This is a genomic window from Priestia iocasae (assembly GCF_016909075.1).
Classification (GTDB): domain Bacteria; phylum Bacillota; class Bacilli; order Bacillales; family Bacillaceae_H; genus Priestia; species Priestia iocasae.
Genome location: NZ_JAFBFC010000001.1, coordinates 575,057 through 586,924 on the forward strand (window position 1 = coordinate 575,057; position 11,868 = coordinate 586,924).

At 36.1% G+C, this 11,868-nt stretch carries 11 protein-coding genes; 10 read left to right on the forward strand and 1 reads right to left on the reverse strand.

Annotated features, from left to right (window positions below):
- Positions 1–118 precede the first annotated feature (118 nt).
- Positions 119–721 carry an RsfA family transcriptional regulator gene (locus tag JOC83_RS02950; RefSeq protein WP_205183495.1) on the forward strand — a complete coding sequence of 201 codons (603 nt, stop codon included), beginning with the start codon at positions 119–121 and terminating at the stop codon, positions 719–721.
- A 206-nt stretch (positions 722–927) separates the two neighbouring features.
- Here JOC83_RS02950 and JOC83_RS02955 read toward each other — a convergent pair whose 3' ends face one another.
- Complete coding sequence (locus JOC83_RS02955) at positions 928–1,413, reverse strand: N-acetyltransferase (RefSeq protein ID WP_205183498.1); 486 nt, start codon at positions 1,411–1,413, stop codon at positions 928–930.
- A gap of 183 nt (positions 1,414–1,596) precedes the next feature.
- Between JOC83_RS02955 and JOC83_RS02960 the strand changes: the two genes are divergently transcribed.
- The 9 genes from JOC83_RS02960 (at position 1,597) to JOC83_RS03000 (ending at position 11,867) form a co-directional block, all read left to right on the forward strand.
- Entirely contained in the window at positions 1,597–2,937 is a 1,341-nt protein-coding gene (locus JOC83_RS02960) for an acetyl-CoA carboxylase biotin carboxylase subunit (protein WP_205183501.1), read from the forward strand.
- 19 nt (positions 2,938–2,956) lie between these two features.
- Positions 2,957–3,169 carry a biotin/lipoyl-containing protein gene (locus tag JOC83_RS02965; RefSeq protein WP_205183503.1) on the forward strand — a complete coding sequence of 71 codons (213 nt, stop codon included), beginning with the start codon at positions 2,957–2,959 and terminating at the stop codon, positions 3,167–3,169.
- A gap of 21 nt (positions 3,170–3,190) precedes the next feature.
- Positions 3,191–4,732: an acyl-CoA carboxylase subunit beta gene (locus tag JOC83_RS02970; RefSeq protein WP_205183506.1), complete on the forward strand. Its 1,542-nt coding sequence runs from the start codon at positions 3,191–3,193 to the stop codon at positions 4,730–4,732.
- Positions 4,733–4,838: 106 nt separating this feature from the next.
- Positions 4,839–5,738, forward strand: a complete 900-nt coding sequence (locus JOC83_RS02975; protein ID WP_205183509.1) for a 2-dehydropantoate 2-reductase — start codon at positions 4,839–4,841, stop codon at positions 5,736–5,738.
- Between the two features lie 6 nt (positions 5,739–5,744).
- Positions 5,745–6,131 (forward strand): DUF3397 domain-containing protein, encoded by a 387-nt coding sequence (locus JOC83_RS02980; protein WP_239583275.1) that lies wholly within the window; start codon positions 5,745–5,747, stop codon positions 6,129–6,131.
- Positions 6,132–6,222: 91 nt separating this feature from the next.
- On the forward strand, positions 6,223–7,848 hold the full coding sequence (gene bshC, locus JOC83_RS02985) for a bacillithiol biosynthesis cysteine-adding enzyme BshC (protein ID WP_205183511.1): 1,626 nt from the start codon (positions 6,223–6,225) through the stop codon (positions 7,846–7,848).
- Between the two features lie 414 nt (positions 7,849–8,262).
- Positions 8,263–9,195: a 16S rRNA (cytosine(1402)-N(4))-methyltransferase RsmH gene (gene rsmH / locus JOC83_RS02990; RefSeq protein ID WP_205183513.1), complete on the forward strand. Its 933-nt coding sequence runs from the start codon at positions 8,263–8,265 to the stop codon at positions 9,193–9,195.
- A 63-nt stretch (positions 9,196–9,258) separates the two neighbouring features.
- Positions 9,259–9,624 (forward strand): cell division protein FtsL, encoded by a 366-nt coding sequence (gene ftsL / locus JOC83_RS02995; RefSeq protein WP_205183515.1) that lies wholly within the window; start codon positions 9,259–9,261, stop codon positions 9,622–9,624.
- Positions 9,624–11,867 carry a penicillin-binding protein gene (locus JOC83_RS03000; protein WP_205183517.1) on the forward strand — a complete coding sequence of 748 codons (2,244 nt, stop codon included), beginning with the start codon at positions 9,624–9,626 and terminating at the stop codon, positions 11,865–11,867. Before ftsL ends, JOC83_RS03000 begins: the two co-directional genes overlap by 1 nt.
- Position 11,868: the final 1 nt, after the last annotated feature.

Consider the following 11,868-nt stretch of genomic DNA (forward strand, 5'->3'; position numbering starts at 1 on the left):
ATTTGTGCAAGTAGCATTTCTCGTAACGGGTTTAGCTCTCAAAACGTCAGTCAAGAATAGTCTATCTTTTCTAGTAGTTGCATACTATGTAACAAAACATGTTAGGAGGGATAGCTAGATGACTTCTCGACAAGACGCATGGACTCAGGATGAAGATTTGTTATTAGCCGAAATTGTGTTACGACATATACGCGAAGGTGGTACACAGCTTGCAGCATTTGAAGAAGTAGGACAAAAGCTATCAAGAACATCAGCTGCTTGTGGGTTCAGGTGGAATTCATATGTGCGAAAAAAATATAAAACAGGAATTGAACTAGCAAAGAAGCAACGAAAAGCTCTAAAGTCAACCATACTCATGAAAGAGCAGCATGAGCAAAAAGAGATGGTTCGTTACGATAAATCAGAGAAGGATTTAAGTATAGCAGAGGTAATACGTTTTCTTGAAAGAATTGAAAAAGGACAGCAAGATTCTGTGCAACTTGTGCAAGAGAACGAAGGGTTGCAAAGGAAATTAGAACATTTGCAAGAACAAGTGATGCAATTAGAGAAAGAAAAAAGAATGCTACAAAACAATCTATTGATTGTAGAAGATGATTATAAATCATTGATAGAAATTATGGAACGTGCTAGAAAAATGGTGGTATTAAAAGAGGATGATAAAAGTAAAAAGGTTAAATTTCAAATGGATAAAAACGGTAACTTAGAGAGATTAGAGAAATAAAGAAGGGCCGTCACGAAAACTCAGCTTTACCAAGAGTTTTCATGACGGCCCTTTTGCAAAAAGGAGAATCTCTTTTTAAACGTTTAGGAGAGCTCCTTTTAATTCTACGAGAATCGTCGTTGCTTTTTTAAACTGACTGAGCTTATGAGTCAAGAAATTCATTCTTCTTGTAATCCCCTTATGGACACAACTCGCTAGCTTAATTGTTAGTCCTCTTCAGTTTGTTTTTGTTCTTTTACTCCTTCAGGAAGCCATATAAGTGGATTTTCACCTAAATCACGGTCCATGTCATATGTAACCGGTGAGAAGCCCATGCGTGCCCAAAACTCACTAGATTTTACCCGAGGACTGGTTTTAATAGGTAAGTTAAAGGATTTAGCAAATTCCACTAATGTAGCACCCAATCCTTTTCGTTGATAGTTACTTAACACTTCTAATTTCCATACTTCGAGATAATCTTGCTGTGGCTCAAAATATTGATCAAATCGTTTGTTTCTTTTATATAAGCTCATTCTTGCAGCTAAGCTATCCCCGAAGTAAATCCCGTAAAAAGGCGAATTGATTTCATTTTCTGAGATTTTAGCATTCAAATCTTCTAGCATCGATAGCTCTTGGATACCATACTCTTTAAACTTTTTAAATTCATCTAATGTTTTGTAATTAATTTGTAAACGTTTCACTTCGTATGTCATAAAACATCCCCCTTGTGTTCTTTTCAGACAATCTGATGATGCTTATAAAGTCATTATATAATAAAAATAAAAAAAATTCTGCATATAAATCAGAAAGCGTTTGCAAAAAAAGAAAGGATTTTAGAAAAAAATGTAGAAATATAAATTTTGTAAGCGGATTTTCTGCAGAAAGGGGATGGAATGGTGAAAAAGATTTTAATTGTTAATCGTGGGGAAATTGCAGCCCGTATTATGAAGACTTGTCAGTCAATGGGAATTGAAACAGTGGTGATTTATTCCGATGCCGACGCACAATTACCTTATGTAGGTAAGGCAACGAAAGCTTATCGTGTTGGGGAGTCTCCTGTTCAAAAATCGTATTTAAATGTAGATGAAATTATCAAAATTGCAAAAGAAGAAAAGGTCGATGGGATTCATCCAGGATATGGATTCCTATCAGAGAATACAGCTTTTGCAAATAAGATTGAAAGTGAAGGAATCACTTTTATTGGACCTTCATCTGATGTAATTGCCATGATGGGAGATAAAGTAGCTGCAAGAGAAGCAATGAAACAAGCGAATGTTCCAGTTGTACCAGGAAGTGAGCATACATTATCGACTGTAGAAGAAGCAGTTGAATTTGCTCGTTCAATTGGCTACCCAGTCATGCTAAAGGCAAGTGGCGGTGGCGGTGGAATAGGAATGGTTCGTTGTAATAATGATGAGGAATTACAGAAAGCGTATATGTCAACAAAAGCAAGAGCCAAAGCGTATTTTGGTAATGATGAATTGTTTGTTGAAAAGTTGATTACCAATGCTAGACATATTGAAGTTCAAGTGTTTGGTGATAAGAAAGGAAACGTTGTTCATCTTTTTGAGCGAGATTGCTCTGTTCAGCGACGTAACCAAAAAGTAATTGAGGAAACACCATCACCATTCCTATCAGAAGACGTAACTGCACAAATTTGTGAGACTGCTGTACAAGCAGCGAAATCAGTTGGTTATTATAATGCAGGAACCGTTGAGTTTATCGTAGATGAAAAAGAAAATTTTTATTTTCTTGAAATGAATACACGTCTTCAAGTAGAGCATCCAATTACAGAGCAAGTAACAGGTATTGACTTAGTGAAGTGGCAAATTCTTGTCGCTAGAAATGAAGCGTTACCACTTAAACAAGAAGAAATTCTGCGTAAAAATCATTCAATGGAGTTTAGATTGTATGCAGAGGATCCTGTGACGTTTCTTCCAGCACCTGGGGCCATTACAGCCTTTGACTTACCAGAAGGTGACGGTGTTAGGGTAGATAGTGGATATGGAAATCAAAATACCGTTACCCCATTTTATGATCCAATGATTGCAAAAGTCATTATCACTGCCTCAACTCGTTTAGAAGTTATTGAAAAAGCAGGACATTATTTTAATACGGCGAGTGTAGAGGGTTTAAAAACAAATATTCCTTTATTCAAAGAGATTTTAAGAGACGAGAGATTCATCGCTGGTCAATACGATACATCGTTTTTATCAACTTCATTAGTAAAGCGCTAAAATAGGGAGGAAGTTTATCATGAAAGAAATTACAGCAAATATGGCAGGAATGGTTTTGAATGTATTAGTAGCAGAAGGTAGTGAAGTAGCTCCAGGAGAAGTTGTATTACTTTTAGAATCAATGAAGATGGAGATTCCTGTAGAAAGTCCGTCTGCTGGTAAAGTAGTAGCATTGAATGTAAATGTTGGTGATTTCGTGAACGAAGGCGATGTTTTAGTAACTGTAGAATAATCAGGCGAAGGGGATGGCATGATGATACATACGAAAAACTTGCAAGAACGATATGAAGCAAAGCGCCAGGAAATCGAAGCAGGTGGACATGAAAAATATCACCAAAAACTAAAAGAGCAAAATAAATTGTTTGTTCGAGATCGCTTAGCTTTATTATTTGATAATGGCCAGTACGTAGAAGATGGAATGTTTGCAAACAACATGGCAGGGGATTTACCGGCTGATGGAGTTGTAACAGCTATTGGAGAAGTAAACGGGGAAACGGTTTGTGTAATGGCGAATGACTCTACAATTAAAGCAGGCTCTTGGGGAGCAAGAACAGTTGAAAAGATTATTCGTATTCAAGAAACAGCTGAAAAGTTAAAAGTTCCTTTGCTTTATTTAGTCGATTCTGCTGGCGCACGTATTACGGATCAGTTAGATATGTTCCCAAATCGAAGAGGAGCAGGGAAGATTTTCTATAATCAAGTCAAGTTCTCTGGGATGATTCCGCAAATTTGTTTATTATTTGGTCCTTCAGCAGCAGGCGGAGCGTATATCCCGGCTTTTTGTGATATTGTCATTATGGTAGAGGGAAATGCATCGATGTATTTAGGTTCACCGCGTATGGCTGAAAAAGTCATTGGTGAAAAAGTGACTCTTGAAGAAATGGGCGGCGCAAGAATGCATTGTACAGTAAGTGGTTGTGGTGATGTACTTGCAGCTTCTGAGGAAGAAGCCATTGCTCATGCTCGAAGTTACTTAAAATATTTCCCTAAAAATTTTCAAGAACGAACAAAAGAATGTGAACCAGTGGCTCCAAAACAAGGTAGACCATTAGTAGATATTATTCCTGAAAATCAAAACGTCCCATTTGATATGTATGAAGCAATTGATTCTCTCATTGATGAGGGAAGCTTCTTTGAAATCAAAAAATTGTTTGCACCAGAACTAGTAACAGGGTTAGCGAGAATAGATGGAAAAGTAGTGGGGATTATTGCTAACCAACCTAAAGTCAAGGGTGGCGTATTATTTGTTGACTCTGCGGATAAAGGAGCGAAGTTTATTCAGCTTTGTGATGCTTTCCATATTCCGTTATTGTTCTTAGCTGACGTACCAGGGTTTATGATTGGGACAAAAGTTGAGAGAGCTGGGATTATTCGCCACGGTGCGAAGTTGATTGCTGCAATGAGCTCAGCTACTGTACCGAAAATTTCCGTTGTAGTAAGAAAAGCATATGGAGCAGGATTATATGCAATGTCAGGTCCAGCATTCGAGCCAGATTGTTGTATAGCTTTACCGACTGCTCAAATTGCAGTAATGGGTCCTGAAGCTGCAGTGAATGCGGTCTATTCAAACAAGATTAATCAAATCGAAGATCCAAAAGAACGCATTGCATATGTACAGCAAAAACAGCAAGAATATAAAGAGCATATCGATATTTACAAACTTGCATCAGAAATGATTATTGATGATATTGTACCTGCGAATGATTTACGAGATGAATTGATTAAACGTTTTGCTTACTATTCATCAAAAGAAATGCCATTTGGTGTTCGCAAGCACCCTGTTTATCCAGTATAATGAAAGCCCGGTGACGATTGTCATCGGGCTTTTTCTTCAATGAAAATGAAGGAATAGGAAAATAGTAAAGAGAAATAAAAATGAAAGCAGTAAAAGAGGGATTAAGATGAAGCAAATCGCAATTATTGGTGGAGGAGCCGTTGGTTTATTATATAGTGCATACTTAGGCAAGCATTTTAATGTGACATTATACACTAGAACAGCTGAACAAGCTGAACAAATTAAAGAAAAAGGGATTACTTTAATTAAAGGTGAATATAAACAACAGGTAGCTATATATGCACAGAAACTTGAAAAAAAGATAAAAGCTGTCGATATTATTATTGTTGCTGTTAAACAATATCATCTATCGCACATTTTACCTTACCTTAAAGAAGTGCCTCAACATACACCTATTCTATTCATTCAAAATGGAATGAAACATCTTTCAATCATTGAATCACTAATAAATGAGACCCTATTATTAGGCGTAGTCGAACATGGTGCTCTGAAAGTGGACGCAAGCACGGTCGAGCATACAGGTGTTGGGTTAACTCGTATAGGATTATATAAAGGTAGCTTTTCGCAGGCTGAGTTCGTTTTACATATGGATGAAAATTCATCTTTCTTGTTTAAGAAAGAGTTAGATTGGAAGGAGATTTTAGTCAGGAAATTAGTCATTAATGCCATTATTAATCCACTTACAGCTATTTATAGAGTGAAAAATGGTGAATTAACGACCAATCCTGCTTTTCTCAACAATATGAATCAACTTTTTAGTGAGATTAGCGCTGTTTTACACTTGAATGAAGAGAAAGTTTATTGGGAAGCTGTTGTGGATGTTTGTAATAAAACAGCCAACAATTACTCCTCAATGTTAAAAGATGTGCTAAACGGAAAGAGCACTGAAATTGATGCCATATTAGGGTACATTTTAGAAGAAGCAACAAGAAGACAAGTGAATGTACCTCTTACTTATTTTTTGTATCATTCTATAAAAGGATTAGAAAATAAAGAAAGAGAGTGAAAAAGGATGATGGGGAATATAATAGCTAGTATCTTTGCTACATTTGTAACGGTACCTCTTCTAGCATTTCTTTTTAGTTACATGGTTTTACGAAAAGTAACGAAAAATAAAAAGAAATCGTTTCATGTGGCTACGTATATAATGACATTCTTTTTAATTTTATCTGCTCATTACTTGCTAAATGTGATAGCTGGTGCATCTTATGGCTGGGTAATTGCACTTATTTTATTAGCAATGGGGATGCTTACAACGTTTCTTCATTGGAAGGTAAAAAAAGACATTCACCTTCCAAAAGTATTAAAAGGATTTTGGCGTGCAAACTTATTATTGTTTTCTTTCGTGTACATGGGGCTGATGATTTGTGGAATTGTTTTAAGGATTTCCTCGTTATAAGTCTCGTTACTAGACGAACATATACACAATGTGCATAATAAGTTTATGTGTGTATGTTTTAGGAATTAGAGTGAAGAAAGGAAGTTCTTTCATGGAGATTACAGATGTCTCGTTTACATCGACTAATCAATTAACAAATGACTACATAAATGGATTAGACAAATCACTGGCTTTTTTTCACTACAATATACATGAAAAAAGTGTATATCAGAAAAGGGCTCAGTATTTAAAAGCTCAGTCATATCCACGTGAAGAATTGATAGAGTATTTAGGTGAATTTAATAAGAAGCATGAAGCGTCAAGTGAAACGCTAGCGAATATTGAAAGGCTACAAGATCCCAATAGTGTAGTAGTTATTGGGGGACAACAAGCAGGATTGTTAACAGGCCCTCTCTATACAATTCATAAGATTATCTCGATCGTTTTGTTTGCTCGTCAACAGGAGCAAGCTTTAGGGATTCCGGTGTTACCAGTGTTTTGGATTGCTGGGGAGGATCATGACTTTGCTGAAATAAATCATGTCTATGCAGTGGAAAAAGGAAAAGTACACAAGAAGGCAGTAAAAAATAAACAGTTAACAAGAGAAATGGTTTCAACCATGCAAATTGATCATACGGTCTGTGAAAAGTGGATAGAAGATATTTTTCAATCTTTTAATGAAACAGAGCATTCTAATTCAGTCAGAAATTTAGTGATGAATACTTTAGCGGATGCCGACACATATGTTGATTTTTTTGCGAGGTTGACGACGAAACTCTTTACTCATACAGGTTTAATTTTAATGGATGCTGCTTCACCTGAAGTTCGAAGAATTGAGTCTTCTTTTTTTGTGAACTTGATTGAACAAAATGCTAAGCTTTCAGCAGCTGTTGTTAGTCAGCAAGAAGTAATTAAAAAGTCCTATAACCCACTCATCGAGGTAACTGAACAAACCGCCCATCTATTTTATTCCCAAGATGGAGAACGCGTATTACTCGAACGTGACGTTAAAACGAATACATTTACTAGTAAGCAAGGGGACACAATCTTAACGCAAGAAGAACTTTTATCCATTGCCCGAAATCATCCTGAACGTTTAAGCAACAATGTTGTAACGAGGCCAATTATGCAGGAATATTTATTTCCAACTCTTTCATTTATCGCGGGTCCAGGAGAGATTGCTTATTGGGCTGAATTAAAATCTGCATTTGAACTCTTTAACTTTAAAATGCCACCTGTTGTACCACGTTTATCTTATGTGTTAGTTGAACGTACAATTGAAAGTTATATGAGAGAGTTGAACGTGTCGATAGAAGAAGCAGTAAATGGTGAAGTTGGATTGAAAAAAGAGGAATGGTTAACAAACGAGGTTCGTAATCCTTATGAAGAATATTTTAACCAAGCAAAAGAAGAATTTGAACAAGTTCATCAAAAACTTAGAAAAAACGTTCTACAAGAAGATCCATATTTTGAAGAATTATTACTGAAAAATCGAGGGATTATTCAAAAGCAATTTGAAATCGCTCAAAAAATTGTCGAATCAAAACAGTTAGTAAAAAATGAAGCTATTCTTAAAAAATATAATGCAATTGAATTAGCTATAAGGCCTGCGGAGGCTCCGCAAGAACGAATTTGGAATATATGCTACTACCTTAATCAATTTGGAGTGCAGTTTGTGTCAGATTTATTAAGGGCGGAAGTCGAATTTAATCATAAATTAAAGGTGGTTTCCCTTTAATAAAGTCCTGCGTAAAAGCAGGATTTTATTTTTATAACGAGAATAAAGAAAAAAGAAAGTTATTCTATGAAGATAATAAATTTTCGTAGAAAGGAAAACATGAATAAAGAAGGTAACATGTTTTTTCTTATCTCAAGTTATTTGCAGACAAAGGTGAAGAATCGAATAAATAGGGACAGTAACGAGAGATTCTTTATGTTTTATTTCTTTCTAAAAGAGGGAGTTAATAAAAAGACAATTTTTTTCAAAAGAAAGACAAAATTCTACTCAATCTTTTGTAGAAATAGCTGAAAATATGTTGAATTTTGATATATAATAGAAAAAGCGCATGTTACATTATAAACACTCATTAAATGAGCATGCGTGTAAAAAGAATGTTACATGAGTAGCTAATGAAAAGAAGTAGGTGTCAGCATGTTTAATCACACAACGGTTTTGTTGGAGGAAGCAGCAGGCGGCTTAAATATTAAGCCGAATGGTACGTATGTGGATTGTACCTTAGGTGGAGCAGGACATAGTGAATATATTGTTAAACAACTAGGTGAAGGCGGTAAGTTAATTGCCTTTGACCAAGATGATATAGCTATTGAAAATGCGAAGCAAAAGTTGCAGCCTTATATGGATAAAGTATTAATTATTAAGAGTAACTTTCGCTATTTAAAAGAAAAACTTGAAGAATATGGAGTTTCATCAGTTGATGGTGTGTTATTTGATTTAGGAGTATCATCACCTCAATTAGATACCCCAGAACGAGGATTTAGTTATCATCATGACGCACCATTAGATATGCGAATGGATCAGGATTCACCTGTTTCTGCTTATCACGTTGTAAATGAATGGCCATATGAAAAGCTAGTGAAAATCTTTTTCCAGTATGGTGAAGAGAAATTCTCAAAGCAAATTGCAAGAAAAATTGAGGCATATCGTGAACAAAAAGCAATTGAAACGACACTCGAGCTTGTTGACATTATTAAAGACGCCATTCCAGCACCAGCTAGAAGAACAGGTGGACATCCAGCCAAACGAGTTTTTCAAGCAATTAGGATTGCTGTAAATGATGAGCTACAAGTATTTGAAGATGCGATTGAACAAGCAATCGATGTAGTAAATCCAGGTGGTCGTGTTAGTGTAATTACTTTCCATTCACTTGAAGATCGAATTTGCAAAGTGACATTTAAAAAAGCAAGTACAACACCGCCTTTACCACCAGGTTTACCGATTATACCTGATGAGTTTAAGCCGAAGTTAAAATTGATCACACGAAAACCTATTTTACCAACAGAGCATGAGCTAGTCGAAAATAAACGTGCACGTTCAGCAAAGTTACGAATCGCAGAAAAGCTATAGGTTACATACGAGTCTTAACAGAGCCCACAAAAAGATAGTTAAAGAAAAGAGGAGGGGAATGTATTGGAGAATGTCGCTTATCAGGTTAAAGAAAATCAACATCAACATCAGCATCAAGAGCAGAAGCAATCAAAGCGAATTCTAAAGAAGCAAAGACGACGTATTTCGATTGGTGAAAAATTTATCTATGTAGGTTTCTTTGCAATGTTATTGTTTGGTGCGGTTCAAATTGTATCGAATCAAGCAGCATTATATGGTGTGAATGCAAATATTCAAGAGTTAGAAGGTCAGATTGATCAACAAGAGCGTGTAAACAATGAGCTAAAGCTAGAAGTGGTAGAACTAAGCACGTATGAGCGTATTTGGACAGAGGCAAAAAAGCTTGGGTTGGATTTGAATGAGAACAACGTAAAGGTTGTTAAAGACTAATGAATTCAGTTCAAAAAAATAAAAATATTACAAGAGGAGCAGCAATATTAATTTTAATATTTGCCTTGCTCTTTTTTATATTAGCAAGCCGTTTTTTCTACATCCAAGCTACAGGTAAAGCAGAAGGAGAAGCTTTAGCACAAATCGCTCAAAAAAAATATACAAGACAAAGCACAATTGAAGGTCATCGAGGAACGATTTATGATCGTCGAGGGGAACCTATTGCACACGATACCGGAGCGTACACAGTTGTTGCAATCTTAGATGAAAATCAAACAAAAAATCCAAAAGATCCTAAGCACGTAACTGATTCTAAAAAAACGGCTAAGCAGCTTGCTCCATTATTAAAAATGGAAGAGGATCAATTAGAAAATTTACTAGAAAAGGATTCTTTTCAAGTGGAGTTAGGTCCTGGTGGAAGAGATATCAATCACGAATTAAAACGTAAAATTGAGAAGCTAGAGCTCCCGGGGATTACCTTTATACGTGATGCAAAACGTCTTTATCCAAATGGTGTGTTTGCATCTCATATCTTAGGGTATGCTCAAAAAGATGATACCGGAAAAATCGTTGGGAAAATGGGGATTGAACAAGTATTTAACAAGCAACTAACTGAAACTGATGGCTATATGAAATATCAAAGTGCTCGAAATGGAATTAAGCTTCCTGATCCCAAAGAATCGATTGTTCCTCCTGAAAATGGTGATAATGTTTATTTAACAATCGATGAAAAAATTCAGACGTTTATTGAAGAAGCCTTAAGTCGAGCTGAAAAAGAATATGATCCTGAACAAATGATGGCTGTAGTTGTGAATGCCAAAACGGGTGAAATTCTTGGAATGTCGAGTCGACCAAGCTTTAATCCCAATATTCGAGATATTACAAGTTATGGAAACCCTATCGTAGAAGGACGATACGAACTAGGTTCTACAATGAAGATTTTTACACTTGCAGCTGCTATTGAAGAAGGAGCTTATAATGGCAATGAGCTATATAAATCAGGTTCTTATAAAATTCCAGAAGATCCAAGACCGATTCGAGATCATAACGGTGGAGCTGGTTGGGGAACTATTACATTTGACGAAGGCTTTCGTCGTTCGTCAAACGTAGCCATTGCTATGCTTGTGAATGAAAGACTTGGAACGGAAGCGTATCTTCAGTATTTAGAGAGATTTGGATTTACGAAAAAGACGGAAATTGATCTTCCAAATGAAGCGTCAAGTCGTATCGTTTCTAAATATACACGCGACCGTATTGCAACAGCTTTCGGTCAAGCTTCCGCATTTTCACCTATTCAGCAAATCCAAGCTGCAACAGCCATTGCAAATGAAGGTAAAATGATGAAGCCTTATGTTATTCAAAAAGTAGTAGATGGAACAACGGGAGAAGTAAAGAGAGAAGCAGAGCCAAAGATGGTTGGTGAGCCAATTTCTAAAGAAACGTCTCAAAAAGTGTTAGATATATTAGAGTCAGTGGTCACGGCAGATGATGGTACAGGTAAGCCATACAACATTGAAGGGTATTCAGTAGCAGGTAAAACGGGTACTGCCCAAATTACAGATAAGAATGGACGGTATCAAAGCGGTCATGGAAAGAACTTATTCTCTTTCCTAGGGTTTGGACCTGCAGATGACCCTTCGTTAATTGTTTATGTAGCCGTTAAAAAGCCGAAGCTTCCAGTACAAGAAACAGGATCAGCTCCAACATCAATGGTATTCAATTCTGTTATGAAGAATAGCTTGCAATACTTAAAAATTGAGCCGGAAGAACAAAAAGAGGAAACGAATAAGTCGCCTAAAAAAGTGAATCAAGGGGCTAAAATAAATTCCTATGAAGATGAATCGATAACTGAAGCTGCTTCTATATTAAAGAAACAGGGATTTGAACCTGTTATTATAGGAAAAGGATCGAAAGTAGTTGATCAATCACCTCAAGCAGATGAATTTATTTTAAAAGGTGAAAAAGTACTTTTAAAATCAGAAGGAAAGCTTAATGTTCCAGATTTAAATGGATGGTCATACCGCGATGTTATTCGTCTTAGCGAGTTCTTAGACTTACAGCCAAGTGCAGTTGGTAATGGGTTTGTTATGGAACAAAACATTCCACCTAATGGAACAATTAAAAAAGGCGACTATTTAATCGTAAAGCTACAATCGCCAGAAGAGGTCTTAAAAAAGCAAAAGGAAGAGAGTAATAAGAAAGAAGAAGACAAAGTAGATGATGAGAAACAGCCCTTAGATTAGA

Bases quoted from the DNA above. Each gene is read 5' to 3' on its own strand.
- JOC83_RS02980 (WP_239583275.1), top strand. From the start codon at position 5,745: ATGATGGGGAATATAATAGCTAGTATCTTTGCTACATTTGTAACGGTA.
- JOC83_RS02955 (WP_205183498.1), bottom strand. From the start codon at position 1,413: ATGACATACGAAGTGAAACGTTTACAAATTAATTACAAAACATTAGAT.
- JOC83_RS02970 (WP_205183506.1), top strand. From the start codon at position 3,191: ATGATACATACGAAAAACTTGCAAGAACGATATGAAGCAAAGCGCCAG.
- rsmH (WP_205183513.1), top strand. From the start codon at position 8,263: ATGTTTAATCACACAACGGTTTTGTTGGAGGAAGCAGCAGGCGGCTTA.
- JOC83_RS03000 (WP_205183517.1), top strand. From the start codon at position 9,624: ATGAATTCAGTTCAAAAAAATAAAAATATTACAAGAGGAGCAGCAATA.
- JOC83_RS02950 (WP_205183495.1), top strand. From the start codon at position 119: ATGACTTCTCGACAAGACGCATGGACTCAGGATGAAGATTTGTTATTA.
- bshC (WP_205183511.1), top strand. From the start codon at position 6,223: ATGGAGATTACAGATGTCTCGTTTACATCGACTAATCAATTAACAAAT.
- JOC83_RS02965 (WP_205183503.1), top strand. From the start codon at position 2,957: ATGAAAGAAATTACAGCAAATATGGCAGGAATGGTTTTGAATGTATTA.
- JOC83_RS02975 (WP_205183509.1), top strand. From the start codon at position 4,839: ATGAAGCAAATCGCAATTATTGGTGGAGGAGCCGTTGGTTTATTATAT.